Source organism: Serratia sp. BNK-10 (assembly GCF_047456065.1).
Classification (GTDB): domain Bacteria; phylum Pseudomonadota; class Gammaproteobacteria; order Enterobacterales; family Enterobacteriaceae; genus Serratia; species Serratia ureilytica.
Genome location: NZ_CP179894.1, coordinates 3,265,723 through 3,287,153 on the forward strand (window position 1 = coordinate 3,265,723; position 21,431 = coordinate 3,287,153).

18 protein-coding genes are annotated in these 21,431 nt (G+C 59.4%); 13 read left to right on the forward strand and 5 right to left on the reverse strand.

The annotated features are described in order from the left end of the window. Nucleotides 1-89: 89 nt before the first annotated feature. Nucleotides 90-1,562, forward strand: a complete 1,473-nt coding sequence (locus tag ACMGG9_RS15755) for a mannitol dehydrogenase family protein (RefSeq protein WP_033652533.1) — start codon at nucleotides 90-92, stop codon at nucleotides 1,560-1,562. Nucleotides 1,563-1,623: 61 nt separating this feature from the next. Here ACMGG9_RS15755 and ACMGG9_RS15760 read toward each other — a convergent pair whose 3' ends face one another. After that, nucleotides 1,624-1,932 carry a type 1 fimbrial protein gene (locus ACMGG9_RS15760; RefSeq protein ID WP_004935734.1) on the reverse strand — a complete coding sequence of 103 codons (309 nt, stop codon included), beginning with the start codon at nucleotides 1,930-1,932 and terminating at the stop codon, nucleotides 1,624-1,626. Nucleotides 1,933-2,251: 319 nt separating this feature from the next. On the opposite strand from ACMGG9_RS15760, the gene ACMGG9_RS15765 reads away from it, so the two are divergent. The 8 genes from ACMGG9_RS15765 (at nucleotide 2,252) to yejF (ending at nucleotide 12,620) form a co-directional block, all read left to right on the forward strand. Further along, on the forward strand, nucleotides 2,252-3,226 hold the full coding sequence (locus ACMGG9_RS15765) for a CobW family GTP-binding protein (RefSeq protein WP_033652532.1): 975 nt from the start codon (nucleotides 2,252-2,254) through the stop codon (nucleotides 3,224-3,226). A 78-nt stretch (nucleotides 3,227-3,304) separates the two neighbouring features. Then, nucleotides 3,305-4,015: a phosphatase PAP2 family protein gene (locus ACMGG9_RS15770; protein ID WP_033643814.1), complete on the forward strand. Its 711-nt coding sequence runs from the start codon at nucleotides 3,305-3,307 to the stop codon at nucleotides 4,013-4,015. Between the two features lie 410 nt (nucleotides 4,016-4,425). Beyond that, entirely contained in the window at nucleotides 4,426-5,001 is a 576-nt protein-coding gene (mepS, locus tag ACMGG9_RS15775; RefSeq protein ID WP_033643815.1) for a bifunctional murein DD-endopeptidase/murein LD-carboxypeptidase, read from the forward strand. A 392-nt stretch (nucleotides 5,002-5,393) separates the two neighbouring features. Further along, nucleotides 5,394-6,977 (forward strand): cyclic di-GMP phosphodiesterase, encoded by a 1,584-nt coding sequence (locus ACMGG9_RS15780; protein ID WP_414161554.1) that lies wholly within the window; start codon nucleotides 5,394-5,396, stop codon nucleotides 6,975-6,977. Nucleotides 6,978-7,070: 93 nt separating this feature from the next. Next, nucleotides 7,071-8,882: an extracellular solute-binding protein gene (locus ACMGG9_RS15785; protein WP_033652530.1), complete on the forward strand. Its 1,812-nt coding sequence runs from the start codon at nucleotides 7,071-7,073 to the stop codon at nucleotides 8,880-8,882. Between the two features lie 9 nt (nucleotides 8,883-8,891). After that, a complete protein-coding gene (locus ACMGG9_RS15790) occupies nucleotides 8,892-9,986 on the forward strand; it encodes a microcin C ABC transporter permease YejB (protein ID WP_033643818.1) in 1,095 nt (364 codons plus the stop codon). Further along, nucleotides 9,983-11,008: an ABC transporter permease gene (locus ACMGG9_RS15795; RefSeq protein ID WP_042785062.1), complete on the forward strand. Its 1,026-nt coding sequence runs from the start codon at nucleotides 9,983-9,985 to the stop codon at nucleotides 11,006-11,008. The genes ACMGG9_RS15790 and ACMGG9_RS15795 overlap by 4 nt, the downstream gene beginning before the upstream one ends. 1 nt (nucleotide 11,009) lies before the next feature. After that, entirely contained in the window at nucleotides 11,010-12,620 is a 1,611-nt protein-coding gene (gene yejF, locus ACMGG9_RS15800; protein WP_414161555.1) for a microcin C ABC transporter ATP-binding protein YejF, read from the forward strand. Nucleotides 12,621-12,628: 8 nt separating this feature from the next. Here yejF and ACMGG9_RS15805 read toward each other — a convergent pair whose 3' ends face one another. The 3 genes from ACMGG9_RS15805 to rsuA all read right to left on the reverse strand — a co-directional run bounded on the left by ACMGG9_RS15805 (nucleotide 12,629) and on the right by rsuA (nucleotide 15,520). Then, nucleotides 12,629-12,973: a YejG family protein gene (locus ACMGG9_RS15805; protein ID WP_004935763.1), complete on the reverse strand. Its 345-nt coding sequence runs from the start codon at nucleotides 12,971-12,973 to the stop codon at nucleotides 12,629-12,631. A 595-nt stretch (nucleotides 12,974-13,568) separates the two neighbouring features. Then, nucleotides 13,569-14,765 carry a Bcr/CflA family multidrug efflux MFS transporter gene (locus ACMGG9_RS15810; RefSeq protein ID WP_033652528.1) on the reverse strand — a complete coding sequence of 399 codons (1,197 nt, stop codon included), beginning with the start codon at nucleotides 14,763-14,765 and terminating at the stop codon, nucleotides 13,569-13,571. 41 nt (nucleotides 14,766-14,806) lie between these two features. Then, the gene (gene rsuA, locus ACMGG9_RS15815; protein WP_033652527.1) at nucleotides 14,807-15,520 is read right to left on the reverse strand and encodes a 16S rRNA pseudouridine(516) synthase RsuA; all 714 of its coding nucleotides are present in this window, start codon (nucleotides 15,518-15,520) and stop codon (nucleotides 14,807-14,809) included. Between the two features lie 316 nt (nucleotides 15,521-15,836). Between rsuA and ACMGG9_RS15820 the strand changes: the two genes are divergently transcribed. After that, nucleotides 15,837-17,594 carry a DEAD/DEAH box helicase gene (locus tag ACMGG9_RS15820; RefSeq protein WP_414161556.1) on the forward strand — a complete coding sequence of 586 codons (1,758 nt, stop codon included), beginning with the start codon at nucleotides 15,837-15,839 and terminating at the stop codon, nucleotides 17,592-17,594. Nucleotides 17,595-17,756: 162 nt separating this feature from the next. Beyond that, nucleotides 17,757-18,041 carry a 50S ribosomal protein L25 gene (gene rplY, locus ACMGG9_RS15825; protein ID WP_004935776.1) on the forward strand — a complete coding sequence of 95 codons (285 nt, stop codon included), beginning with the start codon at nucleotides 17,757-17,759 and terminating at the stop codon, nucleotides 18,039-18,041. 84 nt (nucleotides 18,042-18,125) lie between these two features. On the opposite strand, the gene yejK is transcribed toward rplY, so the two are convergent. Next, nucleotides 18,126-19,133, reverse strand: a complete 1,008-nt coding sequence (yejK, locus tag ACMGG9_RS15830) for a nucleoid-associated protein YejK (protein WP_042785067.1) — start codon at nucleotides 19,131-19,133, stop codon at nucleotides 18,126-18,128. 211 nt (nucleotides 19,134-19,344) lie between these two features. Here yejK and ACMGG9_RS15835 point away from each other — a divergent pair, with 211 nt between their 5' ends. Together ACMGG9_RS15835 and yejM are read left to right on the forward strand one after the other, a co-directional pair. Continuing rightward, nucleotides 19,345-19,572 (forward strand): YejL family protein, encoded by a 228-nt coding sequence (locus ACMGG9_RS15835; protein WP_004935782.1) that lies wholly within the window; start codon nucleotides 19,345-19,347, stop codon nucleotides 19,570-19,572. 9 nt (nucleotides 19,573-19,581) lie between these two features. Next, the gene (gene yejM / locus ACMGG9_RS15840; protein ID WP_033652524.1) at nucleotides 19,582-21,363 is read left to right on the forward strand and encodes an LPS biosynthesis-modulating metalloenzyme YejM; all 1,782 of its coding nucleotides are present in this window, start codon (nucleotides 19,582-19,584) and stop codon (nucleotides 21,361-21,363) included. Nucleotides 21,364-21,431: the final 68 nt, after the last annotated feature.

Below are 21,431 nucleotides of genomic sequence, written 5' to 3' on the forward strand. Positions count from 1 at the left end.
GCCGGCGCCCCGCTGTCCATGCGTCGGCAAACTGGTCCGCTAACTTGACGCAAGTGGCCCGCCAGCTGTCTACTCGCTTTGGAGATGAGATGAATACGATCGCCAACACCCCGCTGCCGGGCGCCGTCCGGCAACCGAATTATGATCGCCGGGCCCTGCGCAGCCGCATCGTGCACCTGGGTTTCGGCGCGTTCCACCGTGCGCATCAGGCGCTGCTGACCGATCGGGTGTTGAACGCCCAGGGCGGCGACTGGGGCATTTGCGAGATCAGCCTGTCCGGCGGCGTGCCGCTGTTTCAGGCGCTGCGGCAACAGGATCATTTATACAGCGTGCTGGAGAAAGGCGCGGACGGCCATCAGGCCCTGGTGATCGGCGCAGTGCATGAGAGCGTGCACCGCAAGCTGGAGGGCATCGCCGCGGTGTTGGAGAAGCTGGCCGAGCCGCAGGTGGCGATCGTCTCGATGACCATTACCGAAAAGGGCTACTGCATCGAACCCGGCAGCGGGCGGCTGGATCGGCGGCATCCGGGGATCGTCGCCGATCTGGCGGCGCCGCATCAGCCGCAGACCGCGCCCGGCATTTTGGTGGAGGCGCTGCGGCTGCGGCGTGAACGCGAGCTGCCCGCCTTCACCCTGCTCTCCTGCGACAATATTCCGGAGAACGGCCACGTGCTGCGCCGGGCAGTGCTCGATTTGGCGCAGGCGCGGGATCCGTCGCTCGCCGACTGGATCGCCTCCGCCGCCACCTTCCCCTGCACCATGGTCGATCGCATCGTGCCGGCCGCCACGCCGGCCACGCTGGATGAGATCGCCGCCGCGCTGGGCGGCGTGCGTGACGAATGCGCCATCGCCTGCGAGCCCTTCATTCAATGGGTCGTGGAAGACAATTTCGCCGCCGGACGCCCGGCGTGGGAGCTGGCCGGCGCCCAGTTGGTCCGCGATGTGCTGCCGTTTGAGCATATGAAGCTGCGCATGCTGAACGGCAGCCACTCGTTCCTGGCATATCTCGGTTACCTGGGTGGCTACCGCTATATCAACGAGTGCATGGCGGACGAGCACTACCGCCGCGCCGCACAGCGGCTGATGCTGTGCGAGCAGGCCCCGACCCTGAGCGTCACCGGCATCAGTCTGCCCGACTACGCCGCGCAGCTTATCGCGCGCTTCAGCAATCCGGCGCTGCAACACCTCACCTGGCAGATCGCCATGGACGGCACGCAAAAGCTGCCGCAGCGCCTGCTGGACGCCGTGCGCTGGCATCTGCGGCACGGCGGCGACTATAGCGGGCTGGCGCTGGGCGTGGCGGGCTGGATGCGGTACGTCGGCGGTGTCGATGACGCCGGCCAACCCATCGACATTCGCGATCCGCTGGCAGATGTCCTGCAACAGACGATCGCCGCCACTCCGGACGATCGGCGGCGCGTAACGGCGCTCCTGGCGCTGAAATCGGTGTTTGGCGAACAGCTGGCGACGCATGCCGCGTTTACCGAGGCGGTGACGCAAGCCTATTTGTCACTGCGCGATCGCGGTGCGCGTGAAACGGTGAAGGAGTGGGTGAAGCGGTGAAGTGCCTGCAGGCTGAGAATAACCATGCCGACGTAACGTTACGCCGGCATGGCGGAACGACTTAACGATAAACGACCGTCATAACAGCAAGTTTCTTCTGTTGGTCTACCCACTTCATTTCGGTTGTGCCAAGATTCAGCGGAAGTTCTTTGCGTGTAGTATCAAAACCTGACAACGCTTGCTGGGCCTGATAATGCTGGCCGTTGCGGTAACATTGCGTATTCGCCTTAGAATCTGCAATCTTGACCGTGCAAGGACTTTCAACGATAGAGCCGACGAAGCGAATTACCCCGCCGGCCACTCCTGCCTGACTCACTGCCGTCCATGAAAACAACATTCCTACGATCAAAAATAACCGAAAGGTATTCATGGCAACCTCATTTTTAGTTAAGCCAATTTAACCATAGAGGATCTTGTTCGGAATAATCGCAAGGAAAGGGACGAGATTTGATCGTTAATCGCGTCATTAACAATGTAAAAACAAGCTACTAACAAAAGTTAACCGTATCTAATACAGGGTTTTATCTAAGAATTTTCTTGCCAAAAAAAGTGGATTTTGCCGGTTGAAAAGCGCAGGGTGGCGTGCAAAATTTGTGAGGCAGAGCACAAATTAAATCGCGCTCGCCGCCGCGACCGCGCAGAATCGCTCATTTATTAGGCAGGTTGATTTTTGCACCCAGGAATGATTAATGACTAAAACCAATCTGATTACCGGCTTCCTCGGCAGCGGTAAAACCACCGCCATCCGCCATTTGCTGGCCCATAAGCCCGAGCATGAACGCTGGGCGGTACTGGTCAACGAATTCGGCGAAATAGGCATCGACGGCGCGCTGCTGGCGGACAGCGGCGCGGTGCTCAAAGAGATCCCCGGCGGCTGCATGTGCTGCGTCAACGGCCTGCCGATGCAGGTGGGTCTGAATATGCTGTTGCAGCAGACCAAACCGGACCGGCTGCTGATCGAGCCGACCGGGCTCGGGCATCCGAAGCAAATCCTGTCGCTGCTGACCCAGGAGAGCTATGCCGGCTGGATCGATCTGCAGGCCACGCTGTGCCTGCTGGATGCCCGTCAACTCAGTCAGCCCCGCTACCGCGACAACGAAAACTTCCGCGATCAGCTGGCCGCGGCCGACGTTATCCTGGCCAGCAAAAGCGATACCTATCGGCCGGAAGACAGACGGGCGCTGGAAGCCTGGACGGCGCAAGATCCGCTGCAGCGGCCCTGCTACGCCATCGCGCAAGGTGAGGCGGATGTCGCGTTGTTGTCACTTCCTCGCACAAATCGTACAGAATTGCCGGACGCACGACATCATCATGGTCAGGCGAAAACGCAAGGACTGGCGGCGTTGCGGCTGCCGGAGAACGCGCGTTGGCGGCGAGCGCTGAACGAAGGGCAAGGCTTCACCAGCTGCGGCTGGATTTTTGACGGCGACACCCGGTTCGACACCGTCGGCTTTATGGAATGGGTGCGGCTGGCGCCGGTCGAACGTGCCAAAGGCGTGGTGCGCATCCCCGAAGGCACGTTGCTGATCAATCGCCAGGGCCAGGATCTCAACATCGAAACCCGCCCGAACGCGCCGCTCGACAGCCGGGTTGAACTGATCCACAGCGAAAATGCCGACTGGAACGCCCTGCAATCCGCCTTGTTTAAGATTCGTTTAAGTTAAACCCCGTACCGTTGCCCCCCCGGTTGCCGCAGGGCGGCCGGTTTTGTTTCATTTTCATTTTTCCAACAGGTTTATGTCATGACACGCCGCAATTTACCCTTCATTCTCTTCTTCAACTTACTGGGCGTTGCGCTGTTTCTGTCCTGGTTCCTGCCGGCCAATCACGGCGGCTGGTTTACCCTGGATTCGGCGATCTTCTTCTTCTTTAACCGCCATCTGGCTACCGACCCAGCATTTTTGCACCTGGTCGCCATCACCAACAACCGCGCGTTCGATGTGATTTCGCTGCTCGCCATGGGCCTGCTGTATTTGTACTTCTACCTGAAGCAGGACGCCGCCGGCCGCCGCCGTCTGGTGATCACCGGCGTGGTGATGCTGCTGACCGCCGTGGTGCTGAATCAGCTTGGCCACCTGCTGCCGGTGAAGCATCCGAGCCCCACCCTGACCTTCGACAATATCAATCGCGTCAGCGCATTGACCGGCATCCCCACCAAGGACGCCTCCGGCGACAGCTTCCCCGGCGACCACGGCATGATGCTGATTATTTTTTCCTGCTTTATGCTGCGCTATTTCGGCCGCGGCGCCTTCGCCGTCGCCCTGCTGATTACGCTGATCTTTTCATTGCCACGCGTGATGATTGGCGCCCACTGGTTTACCGATATCGCCGTAGGCTCGCTGTCCGTGGTCTTGGTTGGCGCCAGTTGGGTGCTGATGACGCCTTGCAGCGACTGGATTATCGAACGGTTGAATCGCCTGTTGCCCGGCAAGCACCGCCCCGGCCAACCATAACTTACGTCTATGAGTCATTCCGGGAGGTGCCCGCCTCCCGCGTTTTATCCCCTCGCGATGCGCAAAATTTCTCCGCCCCCCGTTAACGCTTTTGCAACCTGATTTCACGCCAGATTCATACATCGGACAATTGGCGTTTTTTATATGAAGATTTACATTATGTTACATCACAAATTCATATAAAAAAGACCGGAAAAAGACTCGCAATCCCCTATTTGTTCCGGTAATCTCAGATGCGTTTGTGCCTGGTTTAAGTCGAATCAGTACGGAATCCGATAAAAATGTGCGTTCCCGCACGTTTTCAACGGTAACTGATTGTCGATGCAACAGGTGCGGACTAGGCTCGTTTCGTTTGGCATTTTTCAGGTAGCGACTTTCGTCGTTAAGGACTTCAAGGGAAAACAACAACAATGGTCAAATCTCAACCGTTTCTGAGATATTTTTTGCGGGTAGTCCCTGCAATTGCCGCTGCGGTTATGCTGTCAGCGTGCAGCTCGACTCACACTTCGAACTTGAGTAACGCACAAACTGAGATGCGTGCAGTTAATGACAAAGACGGTCTTTTACTGCAAGCCTCTCAGGATGAATTCGAAGCGATGGTCCGCAACGTTGACGTCAAGTCAAAGATTATGGATCAGTACGCGGACTGGAAAGGCGTTCGCTACCGTTTAGGCGGTGACACCAAGCGCGGCATCGATTGCTCGGCGTTTGTACAGCGCACCTTCCGCGAACAGTTCGGCATGGATTTACCGCGTTCTACCTACGAACAGGAAGATCTCGGTAAGAAAATCCAGCGCACCAAACTGCGCGCCGGCGATTTGGTGCTGTTCCGCGCCGGTTCTACCGGGCGCCATGTCGGCATCTATTTAGGCAACGATCAGTTCGTTCACGCTTCTACCAGCAGTGGCGTCATGATTTCCAAGCTGACCGATAACTATTGGAATAAACGTTATCGAGAAGCGCGCCGAGTGTTGACCAACGGCTGACGGCGCAACGCCCTGAAGATCCTGAATACCAAACGAGCGATAAACGCCGCCTACGGGCGGCGTTTTTTTTGGCTGTCAAACGAGAGCCACCGGGGCTGAACCAGGCCTTATCGTCACCTCACACCATTATTTTGATAAACTGCCGGCCGGAAATCGCGCCGACGAGGAAAAACTCGCCTATTATCGTCAGATGACGGCAACGGCGCGCCCGGCGTTATTTAAAACGTTTCCGCTTAATAGGTGCATTATATTTCTGTCGGCGACGCCTTGTATTTAAACGGCGTCGCCGGTTGGGTACGGGATAAAAGGCAAAAAATGAAAAAAAAGCCGTTGGCACAATCCATTAAATGGCTGCGCGACACGCCTGACGCCCCGTTGCAGAGGTCTCGGTTATGGGCTTGAAAAGGGCGTTCTCTCGCAGCGTGTCGCACCGACAGCGCAGTCTGGCCAAAAGCGTTGTCGCCGCCCTGCTATTTTTTACGCTATTCACCGCGGTCACACTTTCTTTGATCAACCACCAGCGCACGCAATATCAACACAAGGTTGAAGCGCGTACGCAAAAATTCGCGCTGGGTTATATCTCGCACCTGACGGATGTCATGCAAAAAATGATGCCGCTGCTGGACAAACCCTGTCTCTCAAGCCAGTCGGACATCACCTATCAGGCGGCCTTTACCAGCGGCGTACGCACCTTCCTGCTGGTGAAAGACGGTTACGCCTACTGCTCCTCCGCCACCGGCGACATGATGCTGCCGATGAAAAACCTGTATCAGGACATCGATACCCACCTGCCTTTGGATCTGAAGCTGCAGCAGGGCACGCCGATCGTGCCGGACAAGCCGGCGGTCGCGGTTTGGCTACGGCATCCTGGCGCATCGGCGACCGGCATCCTCGCCACGCTGGACATCAATTTGATGCCCTACCTGCTGTTCACTTCGCATGACGAGCAGGCGCCGGGCATCGCCATCGTGATGGGCAACCGCGCGCTGACCACCTTCAGCCCGAACCTGATGCCGATCGCGCAGTTGCCGCAAGACAAGGCGGACACCCTGACGCTGCCCAATCTGCCGCTGAGCATCCTGTTCTACAACGAGAAACTGACGCCCAACGATATTCGCCTGACGCTGCTGGGCAGCCTGGTGCTGTCGCTGATGATCGGCGTGCTCTGCTACTACATGCTGCTGTTGCGGCAAAGCCCGGAGCGCGCGCTGCTGCGCGGCATTAAGCGCAACGAGTTCTTCATCGAATATCAGCCGGTGTTCCATACCGGCAGCAACAGCATCGGCGGGCTGGAAGCGTTGATCCGCTGGCAGCATCCTATCGAGGGCCGCATTCCCCCGGATGTCTTTATCCCGTACGCCGAAAGCAACGGGCTGATCGTGCCGCTCACCCGCCATCTGTTCAGGCTGATTGCCGAAGATGCGCCGCAGCTCGCCAAGGCGCTGCCGCGGGGAGGCAAGGTCGGCCTCAATATTTCCCCCGCCCACCTTAGCGCGCCGTCATTCCATCAGGACGTGTATGAACTGTTGGCGCAGCTGCCGGGCGATTACTTTACGCTGGTGTTTGAAATCACCGAACGCGGCATGGTGGAAGAAGAGAGCGCGCTGGCGGAGTTCGACTGGCTGCATAAACAGGGCATCGAGATCGCGGTGGACGATTTTGGCACCGGCCACAGCGCGTTGATCTATCTTGAGCGTTTCACCATGGATTACCTGAAGATCGATCGCGGCTTCGTCAACACCATCGGCCAGGACACCGTCACCGCACCGGTGCTGGATGCGGTGATTTCGCTGGCGAAAAAGCTGAAAATGCTGACGGTAGCCGAAGGGGTGGAAACCGCCGAGCAGATGCAGTTCCTGCAAGAACGCGGCGTTAACTTCATGCAGGGCTATTACTTCAGCAAGCCGCTTAGCATCGCTAATTTCGTCGCTTACTGCAATGCTCATCAGGTCTTTGATTATCAGGAAAAAAAATAGTTAATCTTTAAGCATCTTTACCCTGCGCCCGCCCGAAGAATGTTATGCTGGGCGCCGGTTGTACTTTATTCCACAGCAGGAGCTTACCGTCTGATGTCCGTGCGCATTTTCGCTGCTCTGGTGCTCTCGGCACTGAGCTTCGCCTCGCAGGCCGAAGCCCTCAACGAAAGCTACGCTTTCGCCCTTCTCGGTGAACCGAAATACGCCGCCGACTTCAGCCATTTCGACTACGTCAATCCGGCGGCGCCCAAGGGCGGCGACGTGCGCCTGGCGGCCATCGGCACCTACGATAACTTCAACCGCTTCGCTACCCGGGGCGTGCCCGGCGAGCGCACGGATCAACTTTACGACACGCTGTTCGCAACGTCCGACGACGAACCCGGCAGCTTTTATCCGCTGATTGCCGAATCGGCGCGCTTCCCGGCCGACATGCGTTGGGTGGAAGTGGATATCAACGCCCGCGCGCGTTTCCACGACGGCAGCCCGATCACCGCCGCCGACGTGGCCTTCACCTTCAGCAAATTCATGGCCGAGGGCGTGCCGCAGTTTCGCTCCTACTACAAAGGCGTCACGGTCAAAGCCATCTCTCGGTTGACGGTGCGCATTGAATTCCCGCAGCCGAACAAAGAAGCGATGCTGTCGTTATTCGGCAGCCTGCCTATTCTCCCGGCCGCCTTTTGGCAAAACCATAAGCTCAACGAGCCGCTCAACACGCCGCCGCTGGCCAGCGGCCCGTATAAAATCGGCGATTATCGCCTCGGCCAGTACATCACCTATCAACGGGTGCGGGACTACTGGGCCGCCAACCTGCCGGTGAACCGCGGCCGCTATAACTTCGACAGCATTCGCTACGATTATTATCTGGACGATAAAGTGGCGCTGGAAGCGTTCAAGGCCGGCGCTTACGATTTCCGCATCGAGCCGTCGCCCAAGAGCTGGGCCACCCAGTATCAGGGCGGCAACTTCGCGCGCAACTACATCATCAAACAGGACGAGACCAACCAGGCGGCGCAAAACACCCGCTGGCTGGCGTTCAACATCCAAAAACCGCTGTTTGCCGACCCGCGCGTGCGCGAGGCGATCACCCTGGCTTTCGACTTTAACTGGATGAACAAGGCGCTGTATTACAACGCCTATCAACGCGCCGACAGCTATTTCCAAAACACCGCCTACGCCGCCCGCGGCTATCCGGACGCCGCCGAACTGGCGCTGCTGGCGCCGCTCAAAGGCCAGGTGCCGCCTGAGGTGTTCACCAGCATCTATCAACCGCCCGCCTCCGACGGCAGCGGCAACGATCGGCAAAATCTGCTGAAGGCGACCCAACTGTTGAAAGAGGCCGGTTGGGTGGTCAAAAATCAAAAGTTGGTCAACGCCAAAACCGGCCAGCCGTTCACCTTTGAGCTGATGCTGCTGAGCGGCAGCAACTTCCAGTACGTGTTGCCGTTCCGCCACAACCTGCAGCGGTTGGGCATCGATATGGCAATCCGCGAGATCGACGCCTCGCAATATACGCGCCGCATGCGCGAACGCGACTTCGATATGATGCCGACGGTGTACATGGCGATGCCGTTCCCCACCGCCAATTTACGCATCATTTGGGATTCGGAGTACATCAACTCCAGCTATAACACCCCCGGCGTCAAGGACCCGGCGGTCGACAGCCTGGTCAGGCAAATCGCTGAGCATCAGGGCGACGAAAAAGCGCTGCTGCCGCTCGGCCGCGCGTTGGATCGGGTGTTGACCTGGAACCGCTACATGCTGCCGATGTGGTACTCCAACCACGACCGCTACGCCTATTGGGACAAGTTCTCCACACCGCCGATCCGCCCGGCCTACGCCATCGGCTTCGACAACTGGTGGTACGACGTCAACAAGGCGGCGCGCTTGCCGGCTCAACGGCAATAAGGAGTCGGCATGGCAGCCTATCTGATACGCAGACTGTTGCTGGTGATCCCCACGCTGTGGGCGATCATCACCATCAACTTTTTTATCGTGCAAATCGCCCCCGGCGGCCCGGTCGATCAGGCCATCGCCGCCATCGAACTGGGTCAGGGCAGCGGTTTCGGCAGCGGCGGGGTCAATGAAGGCCTGGGGCACGCCAGAGCCGGCGTCCCGGCCGCGACCGAAGGGCAATACCGCGGCTCGCGCGGCCTGGATCCGGAGGTGATCGCCGAGATCACCCAGCGTTATGGCTTCGATAAACCGCTGCACGAACGCTACTTCACCATGCTGTGGAACTACATGCGTTTTGACTTCGGCGACAGCCTGTTTCGCGGCGCTTCGGTGATGCAACTGATCGGCCAAAGCCTGCCGGTCTCCATCACGCTGGGCCTTTGGAGCACGCTGATCATCTATCTGGTGTCGATCCCGCTCGGCATCCGCAAGGCCGTCCACAACGGCAGCGCGTTCGATACCTGGAGCAGCACGCTGATCATTATCGGCTACGCCATTCCGGCGTTCCTGTTCGCCATCCTGCTGATCGTGCTGTTCGCCGGCGGCAGCTATCTCGACTGGTTCCCGCTGCGCGGCCTGGTCTCCAGCAACTTCGATACCCTCTCGTGGCCGGCGAAGATCGCCGACTATCTGTGGCACATCACGCTGCCGGTGCTGGCGACGGTGATCGGCGGTTTCGCCACCCTGACCATGCTGACCAAAAACTCGTTCCTCGACGAGATCCGCAAACAGTACGTCACCACCGCCCGCGCCAAGGGCCTGGACGAGAAAAAGATCCTGTACCGCCACGTGTTCCGCAACGCCATGCTGCTGGTGATCGCCGGTTTTCCGGCCACCTTTATCAGCATGTTTTTCACCGGCTCGCTGCTGATTGAGGTGATGTTCTCGCTCAACGGCCTGGGGCTGCTGGGTTACGACGCCACGCTGCAGCGCGACTACCCGGTGATGTTCGGCACGTTATATATCTTCACCCTGATCGGCCTGCTGTTGAACATCCTCAGCGATATCACCTATACCCTGGTCGATCCGCGCATTGACTTCGAGGCCCGCCAATGAGCCGCCTTAGCCCAATCAATCAGGCGCGCTGGGCGCGTTTTCGCCGCAACCGCCGCGGTTACTGGTCACTGTGGATCTTTCTGGCGTTGTTCACGCTCAGCCTGGCCGCCGATCTTATCGCCAACGACAAACCGCTGTTGGTGCGTTATGAAGGCCGGCTATACCTGCCGTTTATGATCAACTACAGCGAAACCGCGTTCGGCGGCGAACTGAACACCGAAGCCGACTATCAGGATCCGTTCGTCCAGCGCCAAATCGACCGACATGGCTGGGCGATCTGGGCGCCGATCCGTTTCAGCTACGACACGATCAACTTCGCCACCGAGGTGCCCTTCCCCTCCCCGCCTTCGCGCCATAACCTGCTGGGCACCGACAGCAACGGCGGTGACGTGCTGGCCCGCGTGCTGTATGGTTTTCGCATTTCGATGCTGTTCGGCCTGGCGCTGACGCTGTTTTCCAGCCTGATCGGCGTGTGCGTCGGCGCGACACAGGGGTATTACGGCGGGCGTTTCGATCTGTGGGGGCAACGCTTTATCGAAGTGTGGTCGGGCATGCCGACGCTGTTTCTGATCATTCTGCTGTCGAGCATCGTCCAGCCCAATTTCTGGTGGCTGCTCGGCATCACTATTCTGTTCGGCTGGATGAGCCTGGTGGGCGTGGTGCGCGCCGAGTTCCTGCGCACCCGCAACTATGACTATATCCGCGCCGCGCGCGCCATGGGCGTGCCGGATCGCGTGATCATGTCCCGCCACATGCTGCCCAACGCCATGGTGGCGACGCTGACCTTCCTGCCGTTTATCCTCTGCGGCTCGATCACCACCCTGACGTCGCTCGATTTTCTCGGCTTCGGTCTGCCGATCGGTTCGCCGTCGCTCGGCGAACTGCTGCTGCAAGGCAAAAACAATCTGCAGGCGCCGTGGCTCGGCATCACCGCCTTCCTGGTGCTGGCAGTGCTGCTGTCGTTATTAATCTTTATCGGCGAAGCGGTACGCGACGCCTTTGACCCCAGCAAGGCGCATTGATATGGCTACACCTCTGCTCACCATCCAGGATCTCAGCATCGCCTTCCGCCAGGGCGACGCCGTCACGCCGGTGGTCAACGAACTTTCTTTGCAAATAGCCCCGGCGGAAACGCTGGCGCTGGTGGGAGAATCCGGCTCCGGCAAAAGCGTCACCGCCCTGTCGATACTGCGACTGCTGCCCGCGCCGCCGGTGGTTTACCCTGGCGGCGATGTTCTGTTCAACGGCAACTCGTTGCTGCATGCGCCGGAGGCTGAACTGCGCAAGGTGCGCGGCAATCAGATCGCGATGATCTTTCAGGAACCGATGGTGTCGCTCAATCCGCTGCACACCATTGAGAAGCAACTGGCGGAAGTGCTGATGCTGCACCGCGGCCTGCGGCGCGAAGCCGCGCGCGCAGAGATCGTCGACTGTCTGGAGCGCGTCGGCATCCGCCAGGCCAAAACCCGGTTGCAGGACTATCCGCATCAGCTCTCCGGCGGTGAACGCCAACGCGTGATGATCGCCATGGCGGTGTTAACCCGCCCGAAATTGCTGATTGCCGACGAACCCACCACCGCGCTCGACGTGACTATCCAGGCGCAGATCCTGACGCTGTTGCAAGAATTGAAACAAGAAATGGGCATGGGGTTGCTGTTCATCACCCATAACCTGAATATTGTGCGCCGTCTGGCGGACAACGTGGCGGTGATGCGTCAGGGCCGTTGCGTGGAGCAAAACGGCCGCGCACAGCTGTTCAGCCGGCCGCAGCATCCCTACACACGGCAACTGCTGGCCGCCGAGGACGTCGGCGAACCGCTGCCGCTGCCGGCCGCAGCCAGCGCGCGCCCCGGCGATGAGCGGCCGCTGCTCAAGGTGGAAGATCTGCAGGTGCGATTCCCCATTCGGCGCGGCCTGCTGCGCCGCACGGTGGATTATCACTATGCGTTGAAGTCATTGAGTTTCGAACTGCGCGCCGGAGAGAGCGTGGGGCTGGTGGGGGAATCCGGATCGGGAAAAAGCACCACCGGGCTGGCGCTATTGCGTCTGCTGGCCTCGCAGGGGGCCATCTGGTTCGACGGCGAACCGCTGCACCCGCTGACGATGAAACAAATGCTGCCCTACCGCAGCCGGATGCAAATCGTCTTCCAGGATCCGTATTCCGCCCTCAACCCGCGCCTGAACGTACAGCAGATCATCGCCGAAGGGCTGGAAGTGCACCAGCGGCTGAACGCCGAGCAGCGGGAACAGCGCGTGATCGAGGTGTTGCAGGAGGTCGGCCTGGATCCGCAGCTGCGCCACCGCTACCCCACCGAGTTTTCCGGCGGCCAGCGCCAGCGCATCGCCATCGCGCGCGCGCTGATCCTGCAGCCGCAGCTGCTGATCCTCGACGAGCCGACCTCTTCGCTGGATAAATCGGTGCAGGCGCAGATCCTGACGCTGCTGAAATCGCTGCAGCAACGCCACCGGCTGGCTTATCTGTTCATCAGCCATGACCTGCAGGTGGTGCGTTCGCTGTGCCACCAGGTGATTGTGCTGCGACAGGGAGAAGTGGTTGAGCAGGGAGACTGTCGGGCGATTTTCGCGGCGCCCGCAGCCGACTATACCCGACAACTGTTGCAGTTGGCGGATTAGCGGCGAATTCAGAAGGGGTATTGCGCGCTGAGCGGTTCGGCGATCGCGGCGCCGACGTTTTTCAGGCGGCACATCGTCGCGCTCTCATCGCTGCGCTGCACGAACAGGCAAGGTTCCCCTTCCCATTCGACGATCGCGCAGTCGACCTGAATCTCCTGCAACGACAGATTAAGCTGTTGCATCACCTGCCAGGCCTCGGCCCCTTCATGGCTGAGCAGCTTCAGCCCAATCAGGTTGTTATCCTCGTCTATTCCGTTAAACGGAATCGGTTCGACCTTTACGCCGGTGAAACCGGATAGCCAACGATAACTTTGCGGCAAGCGATGCACTACCGAAAGTTGGATACTCTCCACATGAAATCCCTAGTTTGAAAAGGTGAAACACTTTTACCTGACAGGGTTACTAAGTTATAGCCGTTGACTCCCGACTCTGCCGCGCACAAATGTTATTTAAATGTAAATTTTGCCGCAAGCCATTAACCTGACCCCGTGCTTGCCGATGCCGTGCCATTTTTTGGCGCGCCGTGCGGTGTTATTTCACGGCATTTTGCGACTCAGCTCGCATTTTTGCGTTATATGTAACCCTTTCCCGCAGCGATCTCAACTCTTTTTTCTTGCAATGCGACTACTTTTTCGTCGCCATATTTTTACATTGAGGAAACATTTCACCCGTCGCGTTAGCGCACCTTCCTCCGCTAATACCTTGATTTACATCCCCCCTAATGCAAACCGCCCGCACCGACCCGCCGGCAAAACGCCGCGCATACCGGAGGATATCGGGCAGCTCAGCGACGGTATTTTTTAACAAAAAGCACACAGAAGGGTAAATGACTCATTGATTAGCAGGCATATGTTTAGCAACAAAATTTTCATTGCCGGTTGCACCGCAAACTGGCAAGGCGCAACCCTGTGACGGCTCGGGGCAACTTCGCCCCGAACCAGGAGAACGTCAGGCTGCGCGATCGCGCGGCCGGCTGGCGTACAGATAGAACAACACCGCCACAATGCTGCACAGCGCCATCGAGGTGACCATCGGCCAGGCGCTCTTGCCCGGCGCCATCGACAGCACCGCACCTACCAGCGCGCCGATGCTGAACCGCAACGTGCCGGCCAGGGAAGACGCGGTGCCCGCCATATGCGGAAAATCATCCAGGATCACCGCCATGGCGTTGGAGGAGATCATCGCGATGCACCCCAGATAGACCGCTACGCCGATCACCAGCGCCCAGAAGCCCAGCCCGACGGCGCTCACCGCCAGCAGCCACAGCCCCATCGCCAGCTGCACCAGCAGCCCCAGTTTGAACATCTTGACCGCGCCGAATCGCCGCACGTTGCGGCTGTTGATCAGCGTCGTCAGGAACAGGAAGACGATATTCAGCGCAAAGTAGTAACCGAAGTGCTGCGGCGAAACCTGGTTCAGTTCGATGTAGACGAACGGCCCGGCGCTGAGGAACGAGAACATGCCGGCGAACGAGAAGGCGCTGGCCAGCATGTAGCTCAGCACCCGCTTGTGGCGGAACAGCGAACCGAAGTTGCCCAGCGTAGTGCGCAGGTGGAACCGCTGTCGCCGCTCTTTCGGCAACGTCTCCTTGATGAACAGGGCCACCAGCAGTGAACCGATCAGCGCCGCGGCGCCCATGGTCCAGAAGATGGCATGCCAGTTGAACCACAGCAGCAGCGCCCCGCCGATCATCGGCGCCAGCAGCGGCGCGATGGTCATCACCAGAATGACGAACGACATCATGCGCGAGAACTCGTCCTTGGTGAACATGTCGCGCATCAAGGCGTTGATCACCACGCTGGCGGCGGCGGCGGCCAGACCGTGCAGGAAACGCAGTCCGATCAGCTGATCGATCGACTGCGCCATGGCGCAGGCGCAACCGGCGATGGCGAAGATCAGCGTTCCCCACAGGATCACCGGTTTGCGGCCGATGCTGTCCGACATCGGCCCATAGAACAGCTGCCCGAAGGCGAAGCCGAGCATATAGGCGCTGAGCGTCATCTGCACGCTGCCGGACTCGACGCCAAACTGGGCGGCGATCACCGGCATGCTGGGCAGGTACATGTCGATGGCCAGCGGCATCAGCATGGACAGCAGGCCCAGAATGAAAATCAAACCGAGATGAGAGGTTCGGTTCTGTTGCACGTTCCACGACTCCTTAATCGGCCGCAATCAATGATCGGTTATCAGTCCTGCAGGTGCGGCGCGCCCACGCTGGCGATCTCTTCTTCGGTCAGTGGGCGATATTCGCCCGGCGCAAGATCGTCATCCAGCACGATGGCGCCGATGCGCTCACGGTGCAATTCGATCACCCGATTGCCGACCGCAGCGAACATCCGCTTCACCTGGTGGTAGCGCCCTTCGCTGATGGTCAGGCGCACCACATGCTCGTCAACCTGCTCCAGCGTCGCCGGCCGCGTCAGATCTTTCTCGTTGTGCAGTTGCACCCCTGCGGCGAAACGCTGCGCGGTGTCTTCCGCCAGCGGGTGCTCCAGCGTCACCAGATAGGTTTTCTCGCAGTGGTGGCGCGGCGAGGTGACGCGGTGCGACCACTGGCCGTCGTCGGTCATCAGCACCAGCCCGGTGGTGTCGATATCCAGCCGCCCGGCGGCGTGCAGTTTGTACGCGACCGGCTCATCGAGGAAGTACAGCACCGTCGGATGATCGGGATCGTCGGTGGAGCAGACGTAACCCTGCGGTTTGTTGAGCATGAAATAGCGCGGGCCGTTCTGCTGCTGCAGCGGATTGCCGTCGAACGCCACCTCTTGTTCCGGGGTCAGTTTGACAGCCCCGCTCTTCACCACCTCACCGTCTACGGTGACGCGTTTAGCCCGAAGTTCGCGCGCGACCAGCGCACGGCTGATGCCTAACTGCTGAGATAAAAACTTGTCCAATCGCATGGGATCTGCTTTGCCTGTCGTTGTTATGATCGCATTGATCGTATTGCCAAAATATGACGCCCGCCGTTGCACCGGGTGCAAATGGCAGGCTCAGGGGGGAAATCGCGTGGGGGCACAGCGATTGCTGTCACACGAGTATAGCGGCACAACGCGCTGCCCGACAGGGGTAATTTTCACGCTTCTCGCACCGCGCGCGCTCAGAAGGCATAATATAGACATTTCTCGGTCGCCCGGGGCGTAAAATGTCAGCGTTTCTGTGGCAACAGCGCTGACAAACCTAACCCCCGCGGCCCATTCCAACCTACGGCGTTCATTTATGGCCTTTACCCTACGCCCCTACCAACTGGAAGCGGTCGAAGCCACCATCAACCATTTCCGGGGGCATCCCGAGCCTGCGCTGATCGTGCTGCCGACCGGCGCCGGCAAAAGCCTGGTGATCGCCGAGCTGGCGAAGCGAGCCCGTGGGCGAGTGCTGGTGTTGGCGCACGTCAAGGAACTGGTGGCGCAAAACCACGCCAAATACTGCGCCTACGGCCTGGAGGCGGACATCTTCGCCGCCGGGTTGCAACAAAAAGAGAGCGCAGGCAAGGTGGTGTTCGGCAGCGTGCAGTCGGTGGCGCGCAACCTGCCGCTGTTCGACGGCGCCTTCTCGCTGCTGATCGTCGATGAATGCCATCGCATCAGCGACGACGACGACAGCCAGTACCAGCAAATCATCCAGCACCTGCAGAAAACCAACCCGCAATTGCGGCTGCTGGGGCTGACCGCCACGCCGTACCGGCTGGGCACAGGCTGGATTTATCAGTACCACTACCACGGTTTCACCCGCGGCGACAGCGCCAGTCTGTTTCGCGACTGCATCTATGAGCTGCCGCTGCGCTACATGATTAAACACGGTTTTCTGGTGCCGCCGGAGCGGCTGGATATGCCGATCGTGCAATACGACTTCAGCCGTCTGGAGGCCAGGAGCAACGGCCTGTTCAGCGAAGCGGACCTGAACCGTGAGCTGAAACGGCAAAACCGCGTCACGCCGCACATCATCAGCCAGATTGTGGAGTATGCCGACGATCGCAAAGGGGTGATGATCTTCGCCGCCACCGTCGAGCACGCCCGCGAGATCCACGGCCTGCTGCCGAACGGCGAAGCCGCGCTGGTCAGCGCCGAAACGCCGCCCGCCGAGCGCGATGCGCTCATTGAGGCGTTCAAGCAGCAGCGGCTGCGCTATCTGGTCAACGTGGCGGTGTTAACCACCGGCTTCGACGCGCCGCACGTCGATCTGATCGCTATCCTGCGCCCCACTGAGTCCGTCAGCCTGTATCAGCAGATCGTCGGGCGCGGGCTGCGTTTGGCGCCCGACAAAAAGGATTGCCTGATCCTCGACTACGCCGGCAACCCGCACGATCTGTTTACGCCGGAGGTCGGCGTCAGCAAACCGCACGGCGACAGCCAGCCGGTGCAGGTGTTCTGCCCGGCCTGCGGTTTCGCCAACCTGTTCTGGGGCAAGTGCACCGAAAACGGCGACATCATCGAACACTACGGCCGCCGCTGCCAGGGCTGGCTGGAGGACGACGACGGCCACCGCGAACAGTGCGATTACCGCTTCCGGTTCAAGAGCTGCCCGCACTGCGGCGCGGAGAATGACATCGCCGCGCGCCGTTGCCATCAGTGTCAAGAGGTGTTGGTCGATCCCGACGACATGCTGAAGGCGGCGCTGAAGCTGAAAGACGCGCTGGTGCTGCGCTGCGGCGGCATGGAGTTGCAAAGCGGCCGCGACGACAAGGGCGAATGGCTGAAGGCCACCTATTACGACGAGGACGGCACCAGCACCAGCGAGCGCTTCCGCCTGCAGACGCCGGCGCAGCGCAAAGCGTTCGAGATGCTGTTCCTGCGCCCGCACCAGCGCGCGCCGGGCGTGCCGTTCGCCTGGCACACCGCCGCCGACGTGCTGGCGCAACAGCAATCGCTGCGCCATCCGGATTTCGTGGTGGCACGCAAGCGCGGGCAGTTTTGGCAGGTGCGTGAGAAAGTGTTCGATTATCAAGGCCGTTTCCGCCGTGCCAATCAGTTGGCCTGAGCGAACGGCCCTCAATCTGGGCAGGTTTTCGTTGCCCTGTGGGCGGCTTTCCGTTAAAATGCCGCGCGCTTTACCTGGGCCTGCCCAGCGTTAAAGCGGAATTCCGAACTTGCTACTTGGGTCGCCTGTAGCAGGGTAAATTTTCTTTTAAGAGAAAAAACAATGTTCACTATCAATGCAGAAGTACGTAAAGACCAGGGTAAAGGTGCGAGCCGCCGCCTGCGTGCAGCAAACAAATTCCCAGCTATCGTTTACGGTGGCAAAGAAGCTGCAGTTTCCATCGAATTGGATCATGATTCTGTCAAGAACATGGAAGCTAAACCAGAATTCTACAGCGAAGCAGTAACTCTGGTTATCGACGGTAAAGAAACCAAAGTTAAGGTTCAGGCTGTACAGCGTCACCCGTTCAAGCCAAAACTGGCTCACATCGACTTCGTTCGCGTTTAATCGCTACGTTTTCGAACCTTTCGGGACGCCGAAATAAAGAACGCCGCAATTGCGGCGTTTTTTATTGTCTGCGATTCGGCAAGCTTACTTGCCGCTGCCGGTCCGGCGCTGCAGCTGATCGCGCAGGTTCGGCGGCGTGCCTCTGATGGTCAGCGTGTCAGTGGCCGCATCCCAGAAAATGCGCTCGCCCAGCAGCATGGCGTCGAAGTTCAGACTGATACCGCCGCCGCTGCCGGCGAATTTGGTCAGCTGGCGCAGCGTGCCGCGATCCGCCGGGAAGCTGTCTTCCAGCTGATAGCCTTGCTCGCTGGAGAACTGCATAAAGTCTTTCTCGCCGACCGGCGACAGCTCCTGCGACAGCGCCTGCAGTTCGATCTCTTCGCCCGCCTGCAGCTGTTCGTTGCAGTAGCTGTACACCTGCTGGCGCACCGACTGGCGTTCATTCTTGTCCAGCTGCGCGTCGGCGCAGTAGTCGTCCACCGCCTGCAGCAACCCGCGGTTTTGCGCCTTGGTGTCCAACCCTTCGGACGCCGCCAGGAAATCCATGAAGAAGTCGGCGACCTTACGGCCCACGCGCCCGCGCAGGAAGGTCAGATAGCGGGTCGATTCCGGGTTGGTTTCCCACTCGGTCAGATCGATGCGCGCAACGATATCGGCGTTGTTGATGTCCAGATAGTGCGTAGTGTTGATATCCAGCTCTTCGTTGACGCGCATGCTGTTACGGCTGTTCAGCACCGCGATCAGCAGGTACTCGACCGCCAGATAACGGTATTGGCCGAACAGCACCACGCCGCCTTCGGCGAAGGGATACTTCGCCAGTTCGTCGCGCAGACGGCCGGTCGCCGCGCGGCTGAAGGCCAGAAAGTCCTTATCGTCCTTGCGGCAGGTGCGCAGCGCTTCCGCCAGCTCGCTGCCCTCGTTGAACAAGCCCAAGGCCTTGCTCTTGGCGCTGTAGACGCGATGCAGTTCCGCCATCATTTCTTCCACCGCCGCGTTGGTGGGAAGCAAGGAATCGCGCAGCACCACGTCCAGCGTTTGCTCGTCGCGTTTCACCAACTGGTGCAGAGCGATCTGGTCGATATCCAGACTCATGGTAAATCCTCCTGTTCTTTAGGCGCGTATTCAAACACTGAAGGCCCCGCCCTGCAATACTAAAAAACCGCGGCAAACCGGAAAGGCGCAGCGGTGAGCGGCCCCGTCGCGGGCGAACCCTTTCCCGAATGACAGGAAGTGATAAAAGAGCGGAAAATCACTGTCCTATACGGTAAGATAGGGCACTTTGCAGATTACTAAGCGCAATTTTATGCCACAATCATCCCGTTACAGTGACGAACACGTTGAACAACTGCTCTCAGAGCTGGTCAATGTTCTGGAAAAACACCATACCCCCACCGATCTTTCCCTGATGGTGCTGGGCAATATGGTCACTAATTTGATCAACACCAGCGTTGCCCCCGCGCAGCGGAAAACCCTGGCGAGATCGTTCGCGGAAGCCCTGCAGGCTTCTGTCCGTGAAGATAAAGCGCATTAATATTTATTTATGGTGACAAACCGTCAGCGTTATCGTGAAAAAGTCTCCCAGATGATCAGCTGGGGGCACTGGTTCGCCTTATTCAACATCCTGCTCGCCCTTGGGCTGGGCAGCCGCTACCTGTTTGTCACCGACTGGCCCGCTTCCCTGCTGGGCCGGGTCTATGCCCTGGTCAGCCTGCTGGGGCATTTCAGCTTTATCGTGTTCGCCGGCTACTTGCTGGTGATCTTCCCGCTCACCTTCGTGGTGATGTCGCAGCGGCTGCTGCGATTTATTTCCGCCGCGCTGGCCACCGCCGGGCTCACGCTGTTGCTGGTCGACAGCGAGGTGTTCTCCCATTTCCACCTGCACCTCAATCCGGTGGTGTGGGATCTGGTGGTCAACCCGGATCAAAGCGAGCTGTCGCGCGACTGGCAGCTGATGTTTATCTGCGTGCCGGTGATCTTCCTGGTGGAAATGCTGTTCGGCACCTGGAGCTGGCAGAAGCTGCGCAGCCTGAACCGCCGCCGTTTCGGCAAGCCGCTGGCGGCGCTGTTCATCAGCGCCTTTTTCGCCTCGCACCTGATTTACATCTGGGCCGACGCCAACTTCTATCGCCCGATCACCATGCAGCGGGCCAACCTGCCGCTCTCGTACCCGATGACCGCACGCAAGTTCCTCGAAAAACACGGCCTGCTCGATCAGCAAGAATATGAACGCCGCCTGGTGCAACAGGGCAATCCGGAAGCGGTGGCGGTGGAGTACCCGCTCAGCGATCTCAGCTACGGCGATAAAGGCAGCGGCTATAACCTGCTGATGATCGTGGTGGACGGCATTCGCGCCAAAGACGTGGCGCAGGACATGCCGACGCTGACGCGTTTCGCCCAGGAAAACGTGCGCTTCAGCGATCACTACAGCTCGGGCAACCACGCCGACACCGGACTGTTCGGCCTGTTCTACGGCATTTCCCCGACCTATCTTGACAGCGTGCTCGCCGGCCGCAAGCCGTCGGCGCTGATCAACGCGCTCGGCGAGCAGGGTTACCAACTGGGGCTGTTCTCGTCCGACGGCTTCAACGCCAGCCTGTACCGTCAGGCCCTGTTGACCGACTTCTCGCTGCCGACGCCAGCGCCGCAAAGCGACGCGCAAACCACGCAGCAATGGCAACGCTGGCTGACGGATCAGGGCGACAAAGAGCCGTGGTTCTCCTATATCAACTTCAGCGGCGCCGAGCCGGCCGAAGGCGCTAAAACTCCGGCGCCGGCCGATTTTATCCAACGCTATCGCACCGGCGCTCAGGACGTGGACGCCCAGATAGCCCAGGTGCTGGACACCCTGAAACAGCGCGGCCTGCTGGATAAAACCGTGGTGGTGATCACCGCCGAGCACGGCGTCGAGTTCAACGACAGCGGCAAAGGCCAATGGGGCGCCGGCACCGCCTTCAACCAGGCGCAGCTGCAGGTGCCGCTGGTGATCCACTGGCCCGGCACGCCGGCGCAGACCATCAACAAGCTGACCGGCCATAACGACGTGATGCGTACCTTGATGCAACGGTTGCTGCACGTGAAAACCGCGCCGAAAGACTATTCGCAGGGCGAAGACCTGTTTACTGCCCAGCGCCGCAACAACTGGATCGCCACCGGCGATGGCAACCAGCTGGTGATCACCACGCCGACGCAGACGCTGATGCTGGACAACAGCGGCAACTATCGCGTCTACGATCAGAACGGCGATGAAATAAAAGACGAGAAACCGCAGCTTGCTCTGTTGTTGCAGGTGCTGACCGATGTAAAACGCTTTATCGCCAACTAACTGCTTAAAACTAAAGCAATCAAGTGGTAAGGCGCTTGCATAAACATCGAGAATCGGTAGTATGATTT